General features: G+C 69.5%; 19 protein-coding genes. 7 read left to right on the top strand and 12 right to left on the bottom strand.

From position 1 onward, the window contains the following. The first annotated feature begins 73 nt into the window (after positions 1-73). Positions 74-1,363 (top strand): ArsB/NhaD family transporter, encoded by a 1,290-nt coding sequence (locus AVL59_RS09385; protein ID WP_067301455.1) that lies wholly within the window; start codon positions 74-76, stop codon positions 1,361-1,363. Between the two features lie 96 nt (positions 1,364-1,459). On the opposite strand, the gene fmdA is transcribed toward AVL59_RS09385, so the two are convergent. The 3 genes from fmdA to AVL59_RS56280 all read right to left on the bottom strand — a co-directional run bounded on the left by fmdA (position 1,460) and on the right by AVL59_RS56280 (position 3,739). Further along, entirely contained in the window at positions 1,460-2,710 is a 1,251-nt protein-coding gene (gene fmdA, locus AVL59_RS09380; RefSeq protein WP_067301453.1) for a formamidase, read from the bottom strand. Between the two features lie 27 nt (positions 2,711-2,737). Next, complete coding sequence (locus AVL59_RS09375) at positions 2,738-3,373, bottom strand: AmiS/UreI family transporter (protein WP_067301450.1); 636 nt, start codon at positions 3,371-3,373, stop codon at positions 2,738-2,740. Between the two features lie 87 nt (positions 3,374-3,460). Then, positions 3,461-3,739, bottom strand: coding sequence for an FmdB family zinc ribbon protein (locus AVL59_RS56280; RefSeq protein WP_079146596.1), 279 nt, complete (start codon positions 3,737-3,739; stop codon positions 3,461-3,463). 436 nt (positions 3,740-4,175) lie between these two features. Between AVL59_RS56280 and AVL59_RS09370 the strand changes: the two genes are divergently transcribed. The 4 genes from AVL59_RS09370 (at position 4,176) to AVL59_RS09355 (ending at position 9,358) form a co-directional block, all read left to right on the top strand. Next, positions 4,176-5,339, top strand: coding sequence for an NAD-dependent formate dehydrogenase (locus AVL59_RS09370; protein WP_067301447.1), 1,164 nt, complete (start codon positions 4,176-4,178; stop codon positions 5,337-5,339). A gap of 265 nt (positions 5,340-5,604) precedes the next feature. After that, complete coding sequence (locus AVL59_RS09365) at positions 5,605-6,027, top strand: hypothetical protein (RefSeq protein ID WP_067317060.1); 423 nt, start codon at positions 5,605-5,607, stop codon at positions 6,025-6,027. 269 nt (positions 6,028-6,296) lie between these two features. Then, positions 6,297-8,999 carry a DNRLRE domain-containing protein gene (locus tag AVL59_RS09360; protein ID WP_067301444.1) on the top strand — a complete coding sequence of 901 codons (2,703 nt, stop codon included), beginning with the start codon at positions 6,297-6,299 and terminating at the stop codon, positions 8,997-8,999. A gap of 11 nt (positions 9,000-9,010) precedes the next feature. Further along, positions 9,011-9,358, top strand: a complete 348-nt coding sequence (locus AVL59_RS09355) for a hypothetical protein (protein WP_067301441.1) — start codon at positions 9,011-9,013, stop codon at positions 9,356-9,358. 21 nt (positions 9,359-9,379) lie between these two features. Here AVL59_RS09355 and AVL59_RS09350 read toward each other — a convergent pair whose 3' ends face one another. From AVL59_RS09350 to AVL59_RS09310, 9 genes are all read right to left on the bottom strand, one after another. After that, the gene (locus tag AVL59_RS09350; RefSeq protein WP_067301439.1) at positions 9,380-9,595 is read right to left on the bottom strand and encodes a DUF397 domain-containing protein; all 216 of its coding nucleotides are present in this window, start codon (positions 9,593-9,595) and stop codon (positions 9,380-9,382) included. Then, positions 9,567-10,406, bottom strand: a complete 840-nt coding sequence (locus AVL59_RS09345; RefSeq protein WP_067301436.1) for a helix-turn-helix domain-containing protein — start codon at positions 10,404-10,406, stop codon at positions 9,567-9,569. The genes AVL59_RS09350 and AVL59_RS09345 overlap by 29 nt, the downstream gene beginning before the upstream one ends. 153 nt (positions 10,407-10,559) lie before the next feature. Further along, entirely contained in the window at positions 10,560-11,546 is a 987-nt protein-coding gene (locus AVL59_RS09340) for an inositol monophosphatase family protein (RefSeq protein ID WP_067301433.1), read from the bottom strand. Next, entirely contained in the window at positions 11,530-12,192 is a 663-nt protein-coding gene (locus AVL59_RS09335; RefSeq protein WP_067301430.1) for a hypothetical protein, read from the bottom strand. Before AVL59_RS09335 ends, AVL59_RS09340 begins: the two co-directional genes overlap by 17 nt. 28 nt (positions 12,193-12,220) lie before the next feature. Next, the gene (locus AVL59_RS09330; RefSeq protein ID WP_237281460.1) at positions 12,221-13,183 is read right to left on the bottom strand and encodes a hypothetical protein; all 963 of its coding nucleotides are present in this window, start codon (positions 13,181-13,183) and stop codon (positions 12,221-12,223) included. 101 nt (positions 13,184-13,284) lie between these two features. Beyond that, complete coding sequence (locus AVL59_RS09325) at positions 13,285-17,085, bottom strand: CHAT domain-containing protein (protein WP_067301428.1); 3,801 nt, start codon at positions 17,083-17,085, stop codon at positions 13,285-13,287. Next, entirely contained in the window at positions 17,082-19,397 is a 2,316-nt protein-coding gene (locus AVL59_RS09320; RefSeq protein WP_067301425.1) for a S1 family peptidase, read from the bottom strand. Before AVL59_RS09320 ends, AVL59_RS09325 begins: the two co-directional genes overlap by 4 nt. A gap of 33 nt (positions 19,398-19,430) precedes the next feature. Next, positions 19,431-19,751, bottom strand: a complete 321-nt coding sequence (locus tag AVL59_RS09315) for a trypco2 family protein (protein WP_067301422.1) — start codon at positions 19,749-19,751, stop codon at positions 19,431-19,433. A 77-nt stretch (positions 19,752-19,828) separates the two neighbouring features. After that, the gene (locus tag AVL59_RS09310; protein WP_067301419.1) at positions 19,829-20,851 is read right to left on the bottom strand and encodes an alpha/beta hydrolase; all 1,023 of its coding nucleotides are present in this window, start codon (positions 20,849-20,851) and stop codon (positions 19,829-19,831) included. 104 nt (positions 20,852-20,955) lie between these two features. Here AVL59_RS09310 and AVL59_RS09305 point away from each other — a divergent pair, with 104 nt between their 5' ends. Continuing rightward, complete coding sequence (locus tag AVL59_RS09305; RefSeq protein WP_079146593.1) at positions 20,956-22,029, top strand: effector-associated domain 2-containing protein; 1,074 nt, start codon at positions 20,956-20,958, stop codon at positions 22,027-22,029. A 367-nt stretch (positions 22,030-22,396) separates the two neighbouring features. Next, a complete protein-coding gene (locus tag AVL59_RS09300) occupies positions 22,397-24,265 on the top strand; it encodes an HEXXH motif domain-containing protein (protein WP_159399884.1) in 1,869 nt (622 codons plus the stop codon). Positions 24,266-24,294: the final 29 nt, after the last annotated feature.

The raw sequence follows: 24,294 nt of genomic DNA, 5'->3' as shown, positions 1-24,294 counted from the left end.
TGATACCGGCCGTTTCCAGGCGTTCGACGGCCCTGTGGCCACAGCGGGGCACAGATGTGCGAGGCTGCCAGGTGTGCGTGTCCTCCTCCGTCTGCATGTCCTCGACCGGGTGGCGATCGGCCTGTTGGTGATCGGGCTGCTGTGCGTGGCCACGGGCTTGCTGCCCACCGGGTCGGCGTCCGACGCGATGACCCGCATCGCCCCGCTCCTGCCGTTCCTGGGCACGGTCATCGTGCTGGCCGAGCTGACCAGCAGGGCAGAGGTCTTCGACGTCCTCGCGGCACGCATGGCCCGGGCCGGCCGGGGCAGTTACCCGCTCCTCTTCCTGCTCTGCGTGGCCTTCGCCTCCGTCACCACCATCGCGCTGAACCTGGACACCACCGCCGTCCTGCTGACCCCGGTGATGCTGGCGCTCGCCTCCCGGGTCGGCATCGCTCCCGTGCCACTGGCGATGACGACGGTCTGGCTGGCCAACACGGCGAGCCTGCTCCTGCCGGTCTCCAATCTCACCAACCTGCTGGCGGCGAACCGGGTCGCTCTGTCACCCCTGGGCCTGGCGGGACGCATGTGGGCGCCGCAGCTGGCCGCGGTCGCAGTGACGATGGCTTGTTTGTGGCTGTTCTTCTGGCGGCGGGGCAGGCGTGGGGCTGAGGAGGACGCCACGGGCACGGGCAGCGCCGACCTGGTGGGCGTCTCTGTCTCCGGACCGGGCGCGGCCCGGGCGGACGACGTGCGCCCGCGCGCCACCGACCGGTACGCGCCCCCAGAGGTGCACAGCCCCGCCGACCCGGTGCTCTTCCGCGCCTGCGCGCTCGCCTGCGCCGGCTTCCTGCTGGCCATTCTCGTGGCCGACGTACCGCTGTGGACGGCCTCCGCGACGGCGGCGGCGGTGGCCGTGGCGGCGTTCGCGGTACGGCGCCCGTCCGTACTTCGGCCGTCCCTCATTCCCTGGCGGCTGCTCGTGATGGTGCCGGGCATGTTCCTGGTGGTCGAGACGGTCAACGCGCACGGGCTGCACGATCTGCTGGCGTCGGCGGTCGGCCACGACGGCGGCGTACTCGGCATGTTCCGCGCGGCGGCGGTCGGCGGCGGCCTGTCCAACGCCCTCAACAACCTCCCCGTGTATCTCGCGGGTGAGGCCGCCGTCCCGGTCGCCAACCACGACCAACTCCTCGCCCTGCTGGTCGGCACCAACGCGGGGCCGGTGATCACGCCGTGGGCCTCCCTCGCGACGCTGCTCTGGTACGAGCGCTGTCACGCGTACGGGGTGCGGGTGCCGGTGGCGCGTCTGATGGGAACGGGTGCGGTGCTGGCCACGGCGGCGGTGGTGACGTCGGTGACCGCGCTGGCGCTGACGCGCTAGTTCTCGACTGCCCCGGGGCGGGCATGCACCGATCAGGGGCGCTCGTCGCAGCGCCCCTGATCCGCCTTGCCTTTCCACGGGGCCGTTGGCGTCCGGTCAGGCTGCGGCGACGGCGCACCGGCCACGGTCGGCCTTCATGGGGCCGGCGGCGCTGGGCCGGATCTCGAAATCGAAGATGGCGGTAGGGATGTACAGCGAGCAGCAGGCGTTGGGGATGTCGACGATGCCGCTGATGCGTCCCTCTACGGGGGCGGAGCCGATCAGCAGGTAGGCCTGCTCTCCGCTGTAGCCGAACTTCTTGAAGTACTCGACGGCGTTGAGGCAGGCCCGGCGGTAGGCCAGCGTCGCGTCCAGGTAGAAGTTCGTGTCCGTGTCGTGGTCGACGGAGACTCCGATGAAGGTGAGGAACTCCGTGTACCTCGGCTCGACGTTGCCCGGTACGAACACCGGGTTGGTGGAGATGCCGTACTTCTCCATGCCGCCCTTGATCAGGTCGACGTGAAGGTCGACGAAACCGCCCATCTCGATGGCGCCGCAGAAGGTGATCTCCCCGTCGCCCTGGCTGAAGTGCAGGTCGCCTCCGGAGAGCTTGGCGTCCTTGACGTATACGGGGTAGAAGACCCTCGACCCTCGGGTGAAGTTCTTGATGTCCTGGTTGCCTCCGTTCTCCCGGGCCGGCACCGTGCGGGCGCCTTCCTCGGCGATGTGCCGCGCCAGGTCTCCGGTGGCCGTGCCGGCGAGCGCGTTGCTGGTGTCCGGTGGTACGGCGAGCGGCGGGACCCGGCTCGGATCGGTGTCGATCAGCGCCTTCTCGCGGGCGTTCCAGCGGGCGAGCATCTCGGCGGACGGGGCGGTTCCGAACAGCCCGGGGTGGGTGATTCCGGTGAAGCGGATGCCGGGAAGGTGGCGGGAGACCGCCTGCTGGCCGTGGAAGTCCCATATCGCCTTGTAGGCGTCCGGGAAGTAGTCGGTCAGGAAACCACCGCCGTTGGCCTTGGCGAAGATCCCGGTATAGCCCCAGCTCTGGCCTGCCGCGGTCCCGGTCTGCTGGGGCACGGGGCCGAGGTCGAGGAGGTCGACGACCAGCAGGTCACCCGGCTCGGCGCCCTCCACTCCTATCGGGCCGCTGAGCATGTGCGGGACGGTGAGGTCGATGTCCCGTACGTCGTTGGCGGAGTCGTTGTTGCCGACCTGGCAGTCGGTCCAGTCACGGCACTCCAGGCGAAACTCCGATCCCGGCTTCACCATGACGGCCGTGGGGACGTCCGGATGCCACCTGTTGTGTCCGGGGACGTCCTGATCACGCATGGACTTGCTCTGGTCCACTTTGAAGATGACTTCGGGCATGACAGCTTCCTCGTACTTCTGATCCGGTCACGTTGATGCGTCCGCGCCGGTCGTCGGGATGGCGGGGGCCGGCTGGCGCGATGCCCGGGTGAGCGGCCACAGAGCGAAGAACACCACCACGGCGAAGACGCCCAGTGCGATGGCGGTCTCGTCGGGGTGTTTCCAGTAGCCGGAGAGCAGCAGCCCGGCGGGTATCACGCCGGTGACCCAACCCTCGATCGCCGTGACCCAGCCGACGTAGATGCGGAGCCCGTCCTTCTTGAGTCCGAGCAACAGGAAGAACAGGAACCACAGGAATGCCCAGTAGAGCCAGATGACTCCGAACGGGTAATCCTTGAACAGGTGAAAATTGACGAATGAATATCCCAGGGCAGCGATTGCCACAAAGAGTGAATAGTAGCCGACCCCGTCGTTGTCGAGGCCGGCCAGCAGGCCGACGCCCACATAAAGATAGGTGAAACCGAAAAGATAGATTCCGGATGCCGCCAGTATCTTCATGGGGTCGTTGCCGGCGGTGAAGATGAGGTACGTCGGCGTCAGCACCTGGAGTGCACCGACGAAAAGGTTGAAAACCGCACCTGACCGGGGGGTGACCTTATAGAGGAGGATCAGCCCGTTCATGAAGAGCACCGCACCGACGAAGAGCAGTCCCGCGTTTGCCACAGGGACGCACCTCCTAAGTCCGCATGGGGAGGACGTCCGTGTCCGGATGTCGCCGCGTGAAGGGTTCTGCCGCGTCCACCACCGCCCTCAGGGCCGCGGCAACCGGGAGAGCGCGGAGGGCGGTTGCCTGTGCACCCTCCTGCCCGTTGGCACTTCGGAGACCACTGCCGGGGCCTCACGCGACTGCTCCTCCCGGGCACGGAGGGCAGCGATCGCACTTGAGGTCCGTGCGAAGCCGGGGGCGGAGTACACACGCCTTGCCGCACCCGCGCAAACAGGGCAGTCCCAGGCTTTGGGTGCCGTGCCGAACGGCAACTGCACTTCGAAGGCCCCACAGCAGTTGCATAGATATTCGTAGATTGCCATCAGCAGTCCCCGACACTTTTTTCTCCCTTCCAGGAGACGTCTCATAAATCTCCGTGTCAAGCCGCTGACGGCTGGAGAACTCCGCACGGGCGCCGCAGAAAAGGCAGCCGATAAAATGGTGTGCCGAAGCGATGGCGACGGATTGGCTTCGCGACGGGCTCAGGGACTCATGAGGGGAGCGGCGCTGCGCCCGATGCGCGACGGCGTTCCCCTGGACCACGCTGCGGATGAACCCCGTGGGATGTGTGATCGTCGGCGCCTTCATGATGGTGATCACCGAGGCACCGGCCGCGCACCCGTTGCACACCTATCCAGCAGCCACCGGTTTCGCCATCGGTGGGGATTGAAGCGCCGACACGCACTCGACTAAAATCAGAAAATCCTCGGTGTCCGGCCTCATTTACCGGTACAGCGGCCTCACCGATGGAGGACAGCCATGGCAAAGATCCTTGCGGTGCTCTACCCCGACCCTGTGGGCGGTTACCCTCCGGACTACGCCCGCGACGCCATTCCCAGCATCACCGGATATCCGGGCGGACAGACCACACCGACCCCACGAGCCATAGATTTCACCCCGGGCCGGCTCCTCGGCTGCGTCTCGGGCGAGCTGGGACTGCGCAGATTTCTGGAGGACCGGGGCGACACCTATGTCGTGACCAGCGACAAGGAAGGGCCCGGCTCCACCCTGGACCACGAGCTGCCCGATGCCGACGTGGTGATCTCGCAGCCCTTCTGGCCCGCCTATCTGACCCCCGAGCGGATCGCCGCCGCTCCCCGGCTCAAACTCGCGATCACCGCGGGGATCGGCTCGGACCACGTCGACCTGCCGAGCGCCATCGGCCACGGCATGACGGTGGCGGAGGTGACGTACAGCAACAGCATCAGCGTCTCCGAGCACGCCGTCATGCAGATCCTCACCCTGGTGCACGACTACATGCCGGCCCACGAGTGGGTGACCGCCAAGAAGGGCTGGAACATCGCGGACAGCGTCTCCCGCTCCTACGACATCGAGGGCATGGACATCGGCGTCCTCGGCTCCGGCCGTATCGGCAAGGCGGTACTGCGCCGCCTCAAGCCGTTCGACGTCCGCCTGCATTACCACGACGTGCACCGGCTGCCCGAGGAGGTCGAGGAGGAACTGGGGCTGACCTGGCATCCCGACGCGCGTTCGCTGGCCTCCGCGGTCGACGTGCTGTCGATCCACACTCCGCTGCATCCGCAGACGATGAATCTCTTCGACGACGACATGATCGGCGCCATGAAGCGGGGTTCCTACATCGTCAACACCGCACGCGCGCTCATCGTCGACCGGGACGCCGTGGTACGTGCCCTCGACAGCGGCCAACTGGCCGGCTATGCCGGCGACGTCTGGTATCCGCAGCCGCCGCCCTCGGACCACCCTTGGCGCACCATGCCGCACGAGGCGATGACGCCCCACGTGTCCGGCTCGACCCTGTCGGCGCAGGCCCGCTACGCGGCCGGTACCCGGGAGATCCTGGAGTGCTGGTTCGACGGGCGGCCGATCCGGCCGGAGTACCTGATCGTCGACGGCGGCGGGCTCGCCGGAACAGGAGCGCGCTCCTACACGGTCGCCGGATAACGAATAGCGCCCACGGGCAGGAAATCAGCAGACGATTCATAAGATCCACCGGACGAATGGGGAATGACCTTCGGAGCACATCGTGCCTGCTGCGCACACGGCTCTTGTGAGCCGATTCACCCCAAAACCACTGGACGGGCACAACTCGCGCCCTTAGCGTCCTTAAATAGGTTGAATTTTTTTCCTTATGCGGAGGCACCGGCGCCGCGCATGCCGTCTTGCGCACGACCCAGGTGTACGCCGGGAAGGTGGATCAGTGAGCAGCATGGACGCCGTATGGGTGCGGAGCGTGAATGGCATTCAGATGCATCACGTGACCGACCTTCAGGATGCCGGCAGGTTTCTGGGTAACGCGGCGATGGCGCTGCGGGCCGCACATGTGAGGACCGGTACCGACCACTACTCCGGCATCGCCGCCGAGCTCAAGAGCCTGATGGAGCGCGTGCGACAGCTGGAGGACGAGGCGCGGTCGAAGATGCACGACCTCCACTCCACCGATCCCGAGCGGTTCGCCCGCTGCAGGGACGGCCACGAGCCGTGGCCCGGCGAGATCGCGGCGGGGTTCATTCCGCGCCACACCTGCCGGGACGAGTGTCTCTACCACGACCACGAGGTACTCGACGCCCTCATGCAGTGCACCTGCGGCCAGCCGCCGTGCCGGGCGTGCGAGATCGGCGGGAAGCTCTGACGGGGTCGAGGCACTCCGAGGCATCCAGCCAGGCCGGCACGGCGAGACCGCCGTGCCGGCTTCAACTTACTTGCCGCACACACCGTTTGAAGACATCCCCCTAGCACACCCCAAAGCGCCCCTTACGCACGGCACAACCGAAAGAAACAACCAAGAATTGGCCAAGATCAGGTCATATATGTTTCTATTCGGGCCGCCAAGAGATCACATACGGCCTGCTCACCGCCGCGAACCGGCTGACGCGCAGGCCGCATTTGGGGAGCACACATATGAGCAGCACCTGGCGGGCCCGGACCACGGGCACTGCGGGGATAGCCATGCTGACCGCGGGAGCGGTCCTCCTGTCCACTCCGCACATCGCCGAGGCAGCCAACGACCCCACGGCTGCCGACGCTCAGGCCGACCGGGCCATGTCGGAGCTGGAGCAGGCGCTGGAGTCCGTGCAGTCGCACCCGATCAAGGAGGCCGAGAGCCCCGAGGCGGCGCTGGCGGCGGCGAAGGTCCAGGACCGCAAGGTCGAGGTCCTGCAACTGCGCACGGAGACCGACACCGTCCACGCCAATCCGGACGGCACCCTGACCCGTGAGACGGCTGCCGGGCCGATCCGCATGATCAAGGACGGCAGGTGGGTCGACGTCGATCTCGACCTCGAGCGCGACGCGTCGGGCGGCGTCTCGGCCGAAGCCCACCCGGAGGGGCTGAGGCTCGCCGGCAAGGGCGGCGCGCCTGCCGCGTCCCTGAGGGCTGCCGCCACCGCCCCACAGGACCAGGCCCGTGACCTGATCACCCTGGGCAGCGGCGGCCGGCGGATCGCCGTGCGGTGGAAGGGCGGCCTGCCGGCCCCGCGCCTGTCCGGCAACATCGCCACCTACGAGGACGCCGTGCCCGGTGGCGACCTGATCGTGGAGGCCACCCGTACCGGGTTCGAGCAGTATCTGAAGCTGCACAAGGCCCCGCAGGGCGGCGCCCCGATGACGCTGCCGATCGAACTGCCACATGGCATGAGCGCCGAGGCGAACGCCGGTGGCGGGGTGGACTTCCTCGACCGATCCGGCGAGACGGTGGCCATTATGTCCGCGCCGACGATGTGGGACAGCCAGGTCGACCCGCGCTCCGGCGAACACACCCGCCGCAAGCGGATCCCCATGCAGGTGACCCGGTCGGGCAGCACGGTCGAGCTCTCGCTCAAGCCGGACGCCGACTGGCTGGGGGACCCGAAGACGCAGTATCCGGTGACGATCGACCCGGCCACCGACGCCCTGGACGTGCTCTTCGACACCTTTGTGCAAGGCGGTGACACCACCGACCAGTCCGCGAGCACCGACCTGAAGATCGGCTGGCCCGGCGACCACGAGGGGACGACCAAGCGCACGGCCCGCTCGTTCCTGACCTTCCGGACCGCGAACTTCGCCGACTCCCTCGTCTCCAAGGCGAGTCTGAAGCTGTGGAACTACCACGCGTGGTCGTGCGAGAAGCGCGGCTGGGAGGTGTGGGCCGCCGACGGCGCCGACCGGAACACCCGCTGGAGCAAGCAGCCCCGGATGACGGAGAAGATCGCCACCTCGACCGACACCAAGTCCACCACCTGCAACAACGCCGGATGGGCGACGGCCGACATCACCAAGCTGGCCCAGACGTGGTCCTCGGCGAAGGCGGAGACCGGCTCCCTCGCCCTCAAGGCGTCCGACGAGTCCGACACCTACGCCTGGAAGCGCTTCTACTCCGCCAACGCCACCGACCAGGACAAGGTCCCGACCCTGGAGGTCACCTACAACTACCGGCCGTACAACGGCTCCAACCTCCAGGCCGGAGCGCCGTTCCTCTCCACCGGCGGGCTCTTCAAGGTGAACACCACCACGCCGATCCTCCGGTTCTCCACCGCGGACCACAACGGCGAGGACCAGGTCGTCGGCACCTACGAGATCACCGACGTCGCGACGCGCAAGGTCGTCGCCACCGTCGACGCCGACCCGGTTCCCTCCAACGGCACGTCACAGGTGAAGGTCCCGGCCGGGAAGCTCGTGTCCGGCAGGACCTACAGCTTCCGCACCACGACCTACGACGGCACCCACTACGCCAACGGCTGGTCCGACCCCGTCCGTTTCACCGTGGACACCTCCTGGAAGCCGACGGCCGCCGAAACGGCCCTGGGCCTGGCGAACACGTACTCCGACGCGGCCGACATCACCGCCGCCACCTCGTCGGACGCCACGTACGCCTCGATCGCGGCGACGGAGGAGAACATCGTCTCCATCCCGTGGGACGGCAGGAACAGCGCCATCGACATCCGCAACGAGGCCATGCCCAACCGGCTGACCATCCCGGAGGCCGGGACGCACGGCACGCAGGTGGGCGGAAACGTCGTCTACACCTCGTCCGGCCCGGTCGACACGGTGGTGCAGCCCACCACGGACGGCGGTTCGCGCACCCTGAACATCCTCAAGGACAGCACCGCACCGCACGACTACGAGACCGGCTTCACCATCCCGGCCGGGATGAAGGTCGTCACCCACGACGACGGCTCGGTGTCCCTGTACTCCGAGGGCGACGACCGGGCCGACAAGGCTCCGCAGAAGGAGCCCGCCGGCTTCTTCGACGCGCCCTGGGCCAAGGACGCCCACGGCAACGACGTCCCCACCAGCTACAAGGTCGTCGGCAACAAGCTGATCCAGCACGTCGAATTCGACGCCAAGAGCGCCTTCCCGATCGTCATCGACCCCTCCTGGTGGTCCACCACCAAGAAGGTCCTGTGGTGCGCCGCCACCGTGGCCGGCTTCATCGCCGCGTTCACTCCGGCGGGATCCTCCAAGCGGGTCGTCACCGCCGTACGCCTGGTGAAGAAGATCGGCGTCAAGAAGACGGCGCAGCTCATCCGCACCTACGCCAAGCGCCGCAAGCTCACCTCCGCGCATCGCAAGGCCATCGCCGCGCTGCTCGGTATCCCCGCGCTCAAGAAGGCCTGCAAGTTCTAGGAGGGCAAGCCGTGTTGGTGGCACTTTTCGCCATAGCTGCCGAGGTGGCCGCGCTGATCGTCTACACGGTCCGCCGGGGCTCCGGAGCAGATCTTCCGTCGCTGAGCGCGATCGACCTGCGCAACCTGATCCTCGCCGCCATGGCGATATCCGCCGGGTATGCGCTGACCGAGAACCAGGATGCCGGGGCCGGTGATCTGGCTGCGCTGATGCTGCTGGGCTGCATCCTGCCCACGCAGGCGGGCGCGGCCGTACGTCGCCTGGTTGCGCGGTGGCCGTCGGCGGACTGGCTGATCGCCTGCGCGGGCGGTCTGGCGGTGGGTTCCCTCAACGAGAACGCCGCCTGGCCCTGGAGCTGACCGCGAGCCCTGCGGCCGCTTCTAGGCCTTCACAGCACTGACGAAGGCCGACCAGGCGGGGGCCGAGAAGAGGACCGCGGGGCCGGTGGGGGTCTTGCTGTCGCGGACGGGGATGTGGGTGGGGGCGGCGGCGTCGTTCACTTCTAGGCAGTTGTCGCTGCTGCCACCGCTGTACGTCGACTTGCGCCAGCCCGGCAGTACCGATGCATCAGGGATGAGGTGCTCGCTGCGCTTCATGTTCGTAATCCTCCGCGACGGACCTCAGCAGATCCAGGGACTTACGGTGCGACAAAGCGTCGCCCAGCGCTTGATCGTAAAGCTCCTGGCACCCACGCACCACGGACGGAAGCTCCAGGATGCGCCCGCTGTTCACACCCTCCGCGTATGCGATGGGGGGCGATTCCTCGAACCACATGAGTGAGAGGAAGCCTGCTTGGAGGGCATGGGCTCCCACGGAGTAGGGCAGCACGTGGACGCGGATGCGACGACTCGTTCCCAACTCCGTGATGTGCAGGAGTTGCTCGCACATCACCGTCGGCCCGCCGACCACACGTCGTAGCACCGCTTCGTCGAGCAGGAAGCAAACCTCGGGCGACTCGAAGTTGTTGAGAAGGCGGGCCCGTTCGAGGCGAGTCGCCACCAGTTTCTCGCGCCCCTCATCACTCTGGCGCGGATAGCCCGTGCCGAGCACTTCGTACGCATACGCCTGCGTCTGCAAGAGGCCCGGCACCAGGGTGGGTGCGTACTCCTTAACGACCGTCGCTGCGCCCTCGAATTCCAAGGCTTCCTTGAAGTGCTCAGCCACGTTCCTGCCATCCAGCGTCGGCAGGAACCGCTCGAAGAACCCACCCGTGTCCAGCACCTGATCCAGCCGCCGCGCATCCTCCACGTCCGGCCGTCGGCGCCCTGCCTCGATGTGCGCAATGTGCGTGCGCGACATCACGACACGTTCGCCCAACTCCTCCTGCGTGAGCCCCGCCGCCTCCCTCCTCCGCTTCAGCTCCTGTCCATACTGCTCCCGCGTACGCGGATTGTCCTCGATGGCCACCGGCTCAACTCCCCCTCTTGCGCACTCCGTTGTCACGCTGGGTCACCTTCCGAAGGTACCCAACTCCACCCCACTCTGTGCATGCATCACCACGGAAAGTGAAAGGCGAAGGCATGCAGCAGGACGAGGACGAAGGCGTGATCGGCGCGTACCTCACGCTGAGGGTCTCCCGGGACGGCGGTCGGAGCTGGGGCCCCAAGGTGACGTACCGGCCGCCGAAGGACGCCGCGCCGATGGACCTGTCGGGCCGGTTCCCGCCGTGCGCATGCCCACGGTGCCGGAAGAAGAAGAGGTCGTAGCGACCAGGTCGAGCAGGTACGGCAGTACGTCGGGGCGCCCTGCGACGAAGGAGCGCCCCGTGTCCGGCCCGCTGAAGCCGCCGACGAACTCGCCGCCGTCCAGGTGCCGTACGGCCACGCCGGCCTCGCGGGCGAGCAGTGCGCCGGCGGGCAGGTCGATCGCCTCGGCGCGGTAGCCGACGAAGCCGTCGATGTCGCCACGGGCGAGCATGGCCCAGGCGACCAGGGGTGCCCACAGCTGGAGCAGCCGCCGGGAGCGGAGTTCCAGGGTGTGGCGCAGTGCGCAGGCGGCGAGGTCGTCGCGGCGGACGGCGTGGCCCTGGGTCCAGGCGAGCAGGGGGCCGGACTCGGGGAGGGGGCGCGCGGGGGCGGGGGCGGCGAGCCGTCCGGCCGGGCCGTGCGCGCCGCCGCCGCGCAGGGCGGACCAGGTGCGGCCGGTCATCGGGTCGTGGACGACACCGACCACGGGGGCGTCGTCCACGCACAGGGCGATGCCGACGACGTAGACGGGCAGGCCGATGACCACGTTGTTGCTGCCGTCGAGCGGGTCGACCAGCCAGGTACGGCCGCCGCCGTCACCGTCGCCGTCGATCGCGCCCGACTCTTCGGCGAGGATGCGGTCGTGCGGGAAGTGACTGCGGATGCGGCCCACGACGAGCTGCTCGGCCATGACGTCCAAGTCGGTGACGACGTCGCCGAGTTGGCCCTTGGGGCGGGCGGCGAATCCGTCGGGGAAGCGGGATCGCAGGAGCGCGCCGGCCTCCTCGGCGGCGGCCACCGCCGTACGGTGCTCGGAGGCGAAGCCGGGCGGCGGGGCCGCGGGGTCAGGGTTCGGGCTCATGGATCCTCCTGAGGGCGGCCCGAGCGATCCGGGCGGTCTCGGTCGCGTCGCAGGTCCGGCGGACCATGCGGTGGCCCGGTGCCGACAACGGGCCCAGGGACAGGTCCACCCGGCCGGGCAGGGTCCGGCCCAGTACCAGAGTGGCGGTGGGGCGCCCGTCCGGCACCCTGGTGGTGTGGAATTCACCCGCCGGCAGGGCATAGATCTGGCCGCGGGAGCTGGTCTGCTCCGCGCCGGGCAGGCAGCGTACGACCCGCGCGGTGGGCCGGACGTTGTCGACTCCCGAGGGATCGCTGAGCACCTCGAACACACGGTGGGTGGCGTCCTCGGTGGTGTCGTCGTCGACGTCCATGCGCTGGTTGCCGAGCCGGCCGTACAGGACTGTGCTGGTCAAGTCCCAGCTGTGGCAGTGCACTTGGGGCACTTCCCGGGCGGCCGGTTCGGTCCCGAAGATACCGAAGAGGTGGACGCAGACCCCGTCGGCACCGTCCCGCAGGATCGGCAGGCAGGCGAACCCCAGAGGATGGCGCACCGCGCGCAGGGCGCGACGGCCCGAGACGATCCGGTCCAGTTCGGATGCGGCGTGCCGCATCAGCTCGGCGGTGGCTTTCCGCCGGGCGGCCCGTACCAGGGCCGGGTAGTCCATCGTGTCCCCCTTGGCCGGAACACGGCGCTCACCTGCGGTAGGGGTTCTCCGCGCGCAGCGCCTTGTCGATGATGTCGCCGACGTCAGGGTCGGTGAAGCTGGACGGCAGCGGCAGTCCGAGCCGTTCGAGAAGACGTCTGACCTCGTCGACGGTCGGCTCGTCGCCGAGCGGGACGGCCTCCCGCAGGTCGAGCTTGACCGCCTGCTCCCTGTTCTGGTGCAGCTCGGTGACGTAGTAGTCGTACAGCGGCCGGTCCCGCTCCACCTGCAGGCTGACCCGGCGCGGGTCGTCCTGGGTGATGATCAGACAGGTGTCGGAGAGGTCGAAGCGCAACGCCGGTGCCACCGAGGAGAGATGGACGTCGATCTCCAGGGTGTCCAGCCGCTGCCGGTGCCAGACGGCGGCGACCACGGTGGCGTACGACTCCTTGCGGGTGCGCTCGGTGGTCCACTCGGCGAAGTCGCCCCCGTGGTCCTGGCCGAAGGTGCGCCGGAACCGGGCGTAGGCGGCGCAGACCTGGTCATCGGCCGGGTTGACGATGTCGATCTTCATGCTGAGGGAGCGGCGCTGCCGCTGCGCCTCGAGGACGCACTCCGGCAGGGTGACGGCACGCAGATAGGTGCCGGTGCCGCCCTTGAACACCCAGCGGGTGGTGTTGCGCCGGGCCCGCTCGTGCGCCAGCGCCACCTCCGGCCCGGTCAGGGTCCGCACCATGGCCAGGTCCTCGATGGCCCGGCTCGTCCCCTCGGTCGCCCGGTGGATGTCGGCGACCCGGCGTCTGCGCTCGGTCAGTGAACCGAAGACCAGTGCGGCGAGGACCAGCAGGGTCGCGCCGGAGACGATGTTGGAGTCCATGTTCTGGTTGAGGACGTCCATGATGCCGACCACCAGGGCGACCCCGATGGCGACGACCCCGTCCGCGTTCCTGACCGCCCAGGCGATCGAGTCCTCCAGCCGGTGCCCGGCCCCCTGCGGTGATCTGCGTGTCACGTCCACCCTCCCCCGACGGTGACTTCCATCGTAGGAGGAAGGACGCTCCGGCAGCCATGGGGCAATCGGCCTTCGGCGGACCGGATGACGTTGTCCCCATGTCAGGGTCCTACGTGGATGTGTGCGGCCCAGAGGGACGGGATGTGCGGGTAGCGGGCGCGTACTCTCCGCACGGCCTCGTGCAGCGCCCGGGGTGAGTCGTCCGTGGAGACGGATCCCCTGTCGGTGAGCGCCGCGTAGAACAGTGAGGCCATGTCGGCGTGTGTCCGGTCGTCGACCTCCCAGAGGGTGCCGATGGCGTGCCGGTATCCGCCCAGGTGCAGGGTGGCGGGGAGGCTGACCGCCTGCCAGGGCGAGTCCGCGTCTGCCGCGGGCCGGGAGGCGGTCCCGCAGGCGGAGAGGACCACCAGCTGCGGGGCTGTCGCCTGGGCGGCGCGCAGCTCGGCGGTGGTCAGCGGTCCGTCGGCCAGTTCGAGGCCTCCGGCGCGCAGGGAGCCCGGATTCATGACCCCGTGGCAGGCGAAGTGCACCACGGATGCCTGCGGGAGCTGGGACAGCACCGCGTCCTTGGTCGCCTCGGTGCCGGAGAGCAGCCGCGCGGTGCCCATGCGGGCCAGTACCTCGTGGGCTTCCCGCTCCGCGTGGGGCAGGTCGTCCACCCTTGGGCTCCCTGTCGGAGCGACCACGAGGGCGGACAGGGGGGCGTGGGGTTTCCTACGTGCCTCGCCGAGTGCGCTGATCGTGGCCGCGTAGGAGGGGCAGACACAGTCGAGCATGCTCAGTGCCCCTTGGACGGCCCTCGGTTCTTCGGCGGCGTGCAAGGGAAGCAGACCGAGCAATCCCGTGGGGATCCACCACAGGCGTGGGAGGGGCTCGTCCGGGCGCGGGTTCCGCAGGCCGAGGGTGTCGAGCACCGGTTGGGCGACGGCCGACCAGAGCCAGTGCAGCACGTCGCGGAGAGTTCCCTCCGCCTTGAGGTGATCCTCCAAGGGGGCGTACCTGGCCGCGAGCGTGGAGCGGAAGCGCCTCAGCTGCTGGGGGAGTTCCTCGTGCAGGCCGGGCAGCGGTACGGCAATTACACCGCCGGAAGTGACGATGATGGCGTCGGACCGGTACCGGCTCACGTTGACCATCACCAAGGGGCCGTCCTGCACCTGTGCCGCAAGGTCCTGAAATCTGGGCGGTGCCAGGAAGGAGCTCATGCCCGGCAACAGACGCACCTGCTCGATCAGCCGGTCCCATTCGGCCACGAGGCCGGGGCGCCTTCCCCGCGGCTCGCCCCGGGAGATGCGGTCGCCCAACTCCTCGAAATGATCGGCGAGTTCGGGATCGAGTGCCCGAAGGTACTCCAGCCGCTGGTCGGGGCCCGGCGAATGAGCGAGCAGAGCCACGCGTCCCCGCTCCAGCAGTACGGCCGCCTGCTCCCAGCGTTCTGCGGCCATCGCGGCGGCGGCGGCGTCGTTGACCAACTCGTCCAGGTCACCTGGTTCCGTGCCGCCGCGCCGGGTCGGACGGCCACGGCGAGCGGCGAGAGCGAGCGGCAGCAGGTCGACCGCCAAGCTGTAGCCCTCCAGAGCCACCTCCGACTGACCCGCGGTCATCGCGAGGCGCCCGAGGCGCTCGGCCGCGCGGATGCGTTCCAGGGGCAGCGCGTTCGGCGCGGCGGTGTCGCTCCGCAGCACGGCGATCGCCTCGGCGAGGCCGGCCTCAGGGGAGCCGCGTTCGAAGGCCAGGCTCATCGCCTGACCTCTGATCCCGTGGTCGGCCTCGTGTTCCACGCCGTACCGCAGAAGCGCTTCGAGCAGATCGAGGAGGGGCGCTCGAGTGGGGGAATCGGCCGGCAGGATTTCCACGGCGTGCCGGGCGAGGGAAATGGCCTCGGTCAGATCGGCCTTCACACCCTGCGCGAGCCACCTGGCGCCCAGCGCCTGGGCGAGGTTGGCGACGACCGCCGCTCTGTCCGGCGCGTTGTCAGGGCTGCGGGAAACAGCCTCCTCCGCTGCGTCAACCGCCTCACTCAGCAGCTGCCGGTCCCCTGAACGCTTATGAACGTCCTCCAGAACGCGGGTCAGATTGAACAGTGCGGCTGATCTACGCGGATCGTCGGCCGACAGGAGTGCGACGGCTTGCCTGCCGGCCGCCAACGCCTCCTGCAGATCCACGGAATCCATCGTTCGCGAGTGACGCTGTCGCAGCATGACCGACAGGTTGACCAGGTGTTCGGCCCTTGCTTCATGTCCCTGTGGCAGCGCCGAGATCAGTTGCCGAAGCGCCATGACGGCCTCGCCCGGATCGTGGCTGCTGTCCGACTTCCCGTACCGACGGATCAGCGCCGTGCACAGCAGTTCCAGCGCGGGGATCCTGGCGGGTTCGTCCCCCGATGCCTCGCGGGCGAGGTCGATCGTCCGGTCGAGATCCGCCGGGTCCCCGCTTCTGTCGTACCGGGCGAAGAGCACGGTGCCGAGGCTCACGAGCAGGCGTGCGCGTTCCGCGTGGTGGTCCCCGAGAACACTCAGGGAGCGATCGATCAGCGTGATCGCCGCTTCCAGGTCGTCCGGCGTGCCGAAGGTGTTGTAGCGGTGCCACAGCCTGTGGCTGAGGCGCGACATGGCATCGACGTGGGCCGCTCCGGTGCCTGTGCCGGGTTCGTCGTCGGCGACGATGGCCTTGATTCCATGCTCGATGGCCTCGTACAGATCAGCGCGATCTCCGGTGAGGTCATAGCGATGGGTCAGCGCACGCGAGGCCAGCCATGCCATGCCATGCCGAAGTTCGGACGTGGGGAAACGCTCACCGGATCTCCGTAGCAGCGCGAGCAGGTCTTCCAGGTCCCGCGTCTCGTGGCCCCGTTCGAATCGGGCCAGGAGCCCGGTTCCGAGTCTGAACGCGGCATCCGCCCGCCCGGTGTCTCCCGCTTCGGCCGAGCCCTCGTAGGCCAGCCCGCGAATGTCGACCAGCCGATCGAGGTCCTCGGCGTCGCACTGGTCGAGACGGCTCCACAGGAAGTCCCCGATGTCACCCATGACGCGGGTGACGTGCCGGCCGTAGCCGGGCTCCCCGTCCGTGAGCAGTTGGCGGCTTGTGGAGATCGCCTCACTGAGCCAGTCCGCCGCCTCCTCTTTCCGCCCCTCCGCGCTCAGCTGCGTGAAACGCGCGGCCAGCGCGGTCAGCAGGGACGGCTGGGCCGAATCGCTCCCCTCCCGCATGAGATGCCGGTTCAGCAGGACCGAGTCCTCCGGCGCGACACGGGCGCCGCGCGTTCCGGCGATGTCGGCCAGGGAGGCGTCGAGTCCGGCCAGCAGCAGATGTGGGGAGGGTCTGTGCGTCTGTCCGGGATCGGCAAGGCTTTCGAGAACGTCGGCCGTCTCTGCCGTGTCCGCGAGGCGCTTCCGAAGGGCCTCGCCCGCGACCTCGGCGGCCTCCCCCGGACGTCCCGCTCCTGCCAGCGCCATAGCGTGGGCCGTCAGGACGCGTACCAGAAGCCGGAGTTCGGTCGGGCCTCGCCGTCCCGTCCGCGATCCGGGGGCGAGGCCGACCGCGTCCGCGGCAGTGATCACCGCGTCACCGTCCTCACCCGCCAGGATCTGGAGTACGGAGATCACGTGCAGGATCCTCGCCATGAGCATCCGGTTGCCGGGCGCCCCCAGCTCGTACCAGTGCGCCAGGGCCAGGTGTGCCCACATGGGCACGTCATTCGTCCTGTCGAGCCGTGCGAGGACGATCACCTGCCGGGTGAACGCCTCGGCCCTGGCGGCCGCGTCCCCCACCCCCGTGCTCATGTAGATCTCGCACGCCTCCGTGGACGGCTCCAAGGCATCGGCGAAGCGGCCCAGCGAACTCAGATACGCGGCCTGCTCGGTCAGGCTCGCGGCGAATTCCGCCTGGTAGTCGGAGCCGCTCACGGCTGGGCTCCCTTCCCTCGGGATCTGCCGGCGAGTTCCCGGAACAGGCCGACCGCCTCGGACTGTACGGCCAGTGCCTCATCGGTGCGGCCGAGTGCGTGCAGGTACTCGGCGTGCCGTCTGGTCGCGCGGGCGAGGCGGGGCAGGTAGTCGCCGAGACCGGCTGCCAGCAGACAGTGGCACACCGCTACCTCCAGACGGGTGACTCGCTCGGCCAGTATTTCCAGTTCAGGCGCTGTGGCGGGAAAGGCCTCGGCCAGTTCCGCCAGCGTCTCCGGGGAGTCGGCCGCGCCTTGGACCGCTTCTTCCAGCACCTCGATGAGGAACTCGGGCACCTCCGTCTCCAGCGCCACCGCCAAGGCCGTGGGGCCGGTGCGCCGCAGTTGCTCGACGACCTGGAAGCGCAGTGCCGTACGGGCTGTGGCATGGTCCACGCCCGCTCTGGCCAGGACGTGGAAGGCCCGGTGGAGCTGTGCGGGGGTGGCGGCGGCCAGGGGCTTGGCCAGCAGGTCGGGCCAGTCCCGTAACCGGTGGCCGACCAGGTGCTCGCCCAGCCGGTCCGGTTCCAGTGCTCCCCAGCGTCCGGTGCCGGAGGCGGGGTAGAGGGTGGTCAGCCACTGGTCCACGTCCATCAGTTGCCCTTCGCTCTGCCCGTCCAGTCCGCGCACGCGGGCGAGCACCGCGAGGGCCTCGTCCCGGTTGGCCGCGCCCATCAGGGTCGCCACGGTGACGGCGTTGGCCAGGCTGTCGTCACCCAGCCTCACCTGGTGGCTCTTCGCGCTCGCCCGCCAGTAGGGCATCTCATGGGTGATCAGCAGGTCCTCGTGGGTGGTGGTGCTTCCATTGGCCGCGGACACCCGAGTGGGCCCCTTCTGCAGCAGGGCGACCAGCGCGGCCAGGTGGATCTGCATGATCGAGCCGAAGCGTTTCTGGCTCAGGTCGGGGACAGGGAGCTGTTCGGTCAGGTCGCCCCACTCCACCGTCCTGAGGCCGCGCACGTTCGGCAGTGCGCGGGAGAGATCCGTGGCGGCCTCGCGGAAGGCTCGCAGCCGGTGGTCGCCGTCGGGCGGCAGAGGTCCCAGCACGTCCACGTCGTCGAGGGCCACGGCCTCCTGGAGCTGCCAGGTGGAGCCCCACAGGCTCTCCCACCATTTACCGGGGGACCGGGCGAGCAGGAGGAGTCTGACCTTGGGGCCCTCGTACGGGTCCACGGCTTCGAGCAGGCGCTGGACCACATCGGGCCGGGTCTCGGCGTAGTCCACGATGAGCAGCAGCGGCAGCCGGCACGAGTCCAGCCTCTCCAGCGGGTCGGCGGGCAGCTTCTCGGTCCGCTCGGCCTGGACCATGCCGGTGATCCATCCGGTACCACGTGCTCTGCATTCGAGTTGGCGCGCGAGGCGGGTCTTGCCGTAGCCGCCGGGACCGACGACGAGACGCGCCTTCAGCGGCTCGCCGGACGCCAGCCACTTCTGCAGGTCGGCGACCTTTCCGTCCCGCCCGCGGAACCACCGTACGGCGGCGGCCTGGGCCGTCAGGAGGGTGGCGGGCGAGTGCGGGCGCTGCGGGGCCCGCCGGACGCTGAAGAGGGCGGCCAGCTCGGCGGACTCCAGCACCGGTGTGTATGTCGTGCCGGGCCGGTCGGCGGCGCCGCCGTAGGCTCCGACATGGCGGAGGAAGCCGGCGTCGGCGAAAGCCTCGGTCATCCGGACCGCGGTCAGCCGGTGCCCGTCGAAGCCGTCGAGGTCGATGATCACGACACCGATCAGGAGGCCGTTGCTGAAGAGCGCGGCACCCGACATCCCGGCCCAGGGCGAGTCGCCGTCCATGTGCCGGGCGGGAGCGTCGTCGACCTGGACGTGATACTGCCCGGACTTGTCTCCGGTGGCCGGGTTGATGCTGCCGCTCAGCTGCTCCCGCTCACGGCGAAGATCCGCGAGCCGCAGCACCTGTGGGAATCCGATCGCGACGCAGTCCACCCGCGTCTTCTGACAAGTCGTACGCCCCCAACGCACGGGGGTCACGGGGTCCTTGGGCCAGGCCTCGTCCGTGATCTCGATCAGCGCTACATCCAGGTCCTCGCCCTGGCCCCGCCAGACGACGCTGCCGGAGAACAGGGTGTCGGCGTGCTCGGCCCGGAGACGGATGTCCTGGCTGCTGGCAAGCGTGTGGAACGACCTGTCCCCGGCAGGGTGCGCGACGATCACATGCGCGGCGGTGATGACCAGCCGTGCGGCCACCACATAGCCGGAGCCGCAGGCCCACTCCCCGTTGTCGAGTCGGACCCAGACCTCGACCACTCTGTCCGTCTTCATGCCGTGTCCGGCGTCCGGTGATCAGCGGCCCGATCAGCCCTGGGGCAGCGTCCGCTCGACTCCGGAGATGCGGGTCGGACCGCCCTGCCGGTTCTGCGGCGTGAGGGTCAGCTTCATCCGGTTCTTGGTCCCGGTGGACCGGGATCCCTTCGCGCCGAGCGACAGCACGCCCACCTTGAGTCCGCCGTCGCCGCCCCGCTCCTTGGTCACGGCGACCTCGAACTCCATCTCCACCGGGCCGAGTTCAAAACGGATCTCGTCGTCCTTGCCCTCGGCCATCGCCTGATTCAGCTGGCCTCTCAGCTGACGGACGACCTCGGACAGCTCGAACCACTGCTCTTCGCGACGCGCCATGAAAGGACTGTAGTAAGCAACCCACCCTGCTGTACGACGAGTTGACAGAAAGCCGCGCTCCGTCGGGTCCCGGCTTCTCAGCAGGCGGGCCCACTGCCCGTGCCGGACGGTGTCAGGATGCGCCGCAGCCAGCGGGAGCGGGCGTCGCGGGCGTCCTGGCTCAGAGCCGCTCGCGGGGCGAAGGTGTCGAAGCCGTGACAGGCCCCGGGCCATACGTGCAGTTCGGCTTGGCCGCCGGCCTGCCAGATCCCCTGGGCGTAGGCCACGTCCTCGTCCCTGAGCGTCTCGGCCGACCCGACCTCGATGTAGGCGGGGGGCAGCCCGGACAGATCCGTGGCCCGGGCGGGAGCCGCGTAGGGCGGCAGGTCCGCGGCGCCGTACCGGTCGCCCAGCAGGGCCTGCCACGCGGTCGCGTTGGAGGTTCGGTCCCAGGTGTCGATTCCGGCCATCTGATGGCTGGAGACGGTGTCATTGCGGTCGTCGAGCATCGGGCACAGCAGCAGTTGCCCGATCGGGGTGGGCCCGCCCCGGTCGCGGGTGAGGAGAGCGAGTGCCGCTGCGAGTCCGCCGCCGGCGCTCTTTCCGCCGATGACGACGCGGTCCGCGTCGATGCCCAGCGCGGCAGCGTGTTCAGCCGCCCAGACGTACCCGGCGTAACAGTCCTCCAGCGGTGCGGGATACCGCGCCCGCGGGGCCAGCCGGTACTCGACGGAGACGACCGCCATCTCCAGCGGGAGCGCCACCTCGCGCAGCAGACGCGGCAGTACGGACCACGCGTTCCCCGTGATCATTCCGCCGCCGTGCATGTAGTAGAGCAGCGGCAGCGGACCGGCGGTCCCGGCGGGACGCGAACTCACGAGCGTGACGTCCGGCGCACCCGACTCCCCCGGCACGCGCAGCTCATCGACCTCGAAGCGGCCGTCGGCCCGGAGATCCGTGACCGTCGGCCTGGGCCGGTCCGCGGCATCCCGCTCCTGCCGGTCGGCGAGGTTCTCCGGGGTGTACGGCTCCCTCGCCCTGTCCCCCAAAGCCGCCAGTGCCACGCCCAGTTCGGGGTCCAAGGGGGGAGCAGGGTCCTGGGCCGTCCGCGCGAGGTCCATGCGGCGTAGTCAATCACCTGGCGAGTGGAGGACTGTCGCGGTGCCATGGGGGCGCGCCTCGCCGGAGGCAGTTACCCGGCCACAGCGTGGGGTAGATCCCCCGGGTGAATGAACAGCAACGGGGAAGTGCGGGGCTGGACATAACCCGGGTCGCCGAGGTGATCGTGGATCTCCCCGCGGGCGCGCCGCGTCGCCGGGGCTCCGGCTACCGCGTCGGCGGGCGGTACGTTCTGACCGCCGCTCACGTGGTCGAGCCGCCCTTCACCAAGGTTCAGGTCCGCTTCGAAGCGGACCAGGACGGTGAGTGGTCCGCCGACTCCGACGTGGTCATGCGCTCCGGCCCCGCCGACCTCGCCCTGTTGGACATGGGCGAACACCTCCCGGCGGCCCCGCCCGTCCGGCACGCGCCCCGTTACGCGGTGCTCCCGGAGACGGACGTCACGCTGCCCGTCACCGCTGTCGGCTTCCCCCGCTTCAAGCTGCGCGAGGACGTCGGCCCCGGCCCCGAGGGCTCACCCGGCAGATACCGCGACTCCTGCCACGTCGACGGCACGGTGTCCGTCCTGTCCAACCGGCGGGAGGGCACCCTGGAGGTCGCCGTCCCGCCTCCGGCCGACGTGGTCGGGCCGGAGCACTCGCCCTGGGAGGGCATGTCCGGCGCCGTCCTCTGGTCCGGCGGTGTCGTCATCGGCATGATCACCACCCACCACCGCTCCGACGGCCTCGGCCGGCTCGCGGCGGTGCGGGTGCGGCGCTGGTACGACGAACTGGACCCTGCCGAGCGCGAACTGCTCCACGTCTGCGCGGGCCTCCCCGAGCGGCCCGGGCCGGTCTCCCCCCACGTCACGTCACCGCTTCGTCCGAGCCTCGCCTCGCTGCCGCACACCCTGACGATGCGCGAACTCAAAGACCTGGTCGACGCGTTGACGGCCCTCTCGGCACTGCGCCGGCCGAACGGCCTCGACACCGTCCTGGAGGGCGTCGACCCCCGGGTGGCCGCCCATCGGCCCCGCGACGACCGGCTGCGGTACGAGGTATACGGCGTGCTGCGCACCTGCCTGCGCTATCCCGGCACCCTCGACAGGTTCATGGAAGTACTGCGGGATTGGGAGGAGGACTCGGAGGAACTGCGCGAAGTGGACCGCGCCGCGTCCGAACTCGCGGTGCGACACGGCTGAACTCGCCGTGTGGCACAGCTGACTTGTATGACAACTGGCCGGTACGCAGGGTTTCGGGCACCCGTTGGCTGGGCCATCATTAGATGAGAAGCGACGGCTCGAACGATCATGCAGAGGAGGGGACTTGGCAGCCGTGGAGCGGGCGATGCCGGCCTTTGAATCCGGACTCATGGACCTCTCAGGAGTGTCACTTCAGGCACTGCGTTCTCTGGACGGCCCCGCCTTGTCCGAGTCACTCCGGCGTCTGCTGGAGGATGTCGACGATCCTCACGCCCTCACGGTGGCCGGTGTCAGTCCGGGGGGCGGAGGCGGCGTCGCTGAGAAGTAGGGCAGCCACCGTGATGCGGGGAGAATGCCGGTGCGCTCGGTGAGCGGCGCACCTGACGATCGATCCGCTTTCCACAGCATCCCGGCCGACGGCCTCCACGGGCTCCTCCACGGGGACGGCGACGGTGCTGTCATCGACGAGTTGCTCGGCGCCGAGCGCAGTCGCCGGCTACTGCTTCTGCGGGCCCTGTACGACCGGAGCATCCGCGTCGCCTCCGATTCCGGGGATTTCCCGGTGTCCCTCCGCGAAGCCTGGGAGTCGCTCGAGCGCGCGCAGGCCGAGGCACCCGGGGTGGTCGAGGAAGTCCTGATGGCTCCGGGTTCCGGAACATGGGCGTCCGCCGCTCTGAGGCGCCTGCGGGGCACCCTGCGGAGTGACATCCCGATCTGGGCGACGCTGGGGCACCTGGCCTCGCTGGCCGCCGCCGCGTCCGCCGCGGCCCGCATCGAGTTCACGCTGAGGGTTCCCGCGTTCGAGGGGACGGTGTCCCTTCCCGGACTGGGGTGCGCGGTTCTTCCGGCGCGGGAGGACTGGACGACCGCGCGCGTCGCCGGGGACCGGTGGGGCGTACGGATCACCTGTGGCGGCGACGAGGTCGTCGTGGGGCCCGACTGGGAGCGGCAGGCACCGGGCTGGCGGCCCACTCGCCGGCTGACGCTGGGACAGGACGAGGCCGCCGGGTCCGTGACCCTCGAGGAACACGACCCCTATCGCACCTTCTTCGGGCCCACCGCCCCCCGAGTTCTCCCGGACTCCGAGGCGCGGTCCTGGCAGTCCTCGCTCACCGAGGCATGGAACGTCCTGCTCCGCGACACACCGGCCCAGACGGACGCGATACGTCGAGGCCTGAGGTCCATCACTCCCATGCCGAAAGGAGAAAGGTTTCGGCCGTACAGCAGCTCCTCCGCCGAGGCCTTCGGAGGGATCAACGCCTCCCTGCCCGACGAGGGTTGTGAGCTGGCCGCGACCCTGGTGCATGAATTCCAGCACGTCAAACTCGGCGCCCTGACGCATGTGGCGCCACTGGTGCGACGGGCCGAGGAGACGCAGGAGCCGTCGGAGCTGTTCCATGCGCCGTGGCGGGACGATCCCAGGCCGCTGGAGGGCGTTTTACAGGGGATCTACGCCTTCTTCGGAGTGACCCGGTTCTGGCGCGTCAACCGACGTGCCGCGGACGTGGCGCACGCGCCCCTGGCCCACTTCGAGTTCGCCCTGTGGAGGGAGGCCGTGTGGTCGACGCTGGGCAGTGTCCGGGGTCATGAACGGCTGACGCCCCTGGGGCGCCGACTCCTCGAATCACTTCTGCACAGCTGTGCCGGCTGGCTCGGCGACGACGTCCCCGACGCGCCGCTGCGGCTGGCTCGTGAGGCCTTGGCAAGTCACCGTGCCCGGTGGCGCGAGCATCATGTGCGGCCGTCGCCGGACCTGGTGGACGAGGCGGTGCGCGCGTGGCGACAGGGAGACGCCTGTCCCCCGCTGGCCCACACCGCGTCGTCGCTCGTGCCGGACGGCGATGCCTGTTTCCTCGACACGGCGGCGGTCCTGGCCAGACATCGCCTCACCGATCCGGACGGCTCCTGGCGGGATCCCTCCGCCACCGGCGACCGGGTACGCGGAGCCGACCCCATCGACTTCCTCCTGGCTCGTGGGGAGCGGTCGGCTGCCCTACGGGAGTTAGCGGATCAGCTGCGGCACGGGGATCCCGTGGTGGGCTCGTGGGCGGCGCTGGGCCGGGCCTTGGCCGACCGTCCCGAAGACCGGGCCGCGTGCCGGTTTCTGACGCGGTCGCCGGAGTGGGCCCGCGCCGTGCGGGAGAGTCTGCACAAGGAGCACGGACAGCGGCCCGATCCGCTGGCCCTGGCGGCGTGGCTGGGTGCCGCCGCGAGCCGGCCGGGGCCGTTCGGCTGAGGGGCCGCCCGGACGACGCCGCGCGGCCC

Source organism: Streptomyces griseochromogenes (assembly GCF_001542625.1).
Taxonomy (GTDB): domain Bacteria; phylum Actinomycetota; class Actinomycetes; order Streptomycetales; family Streptomycetaceae; genus Streptomyces; species Streptomyces griseochromogenes.
The sequence above is the reverse complement of the archived record's forward strand: the minus strand, read 5'-3'. Positions and strand labels throughout refer to the sequence as shown.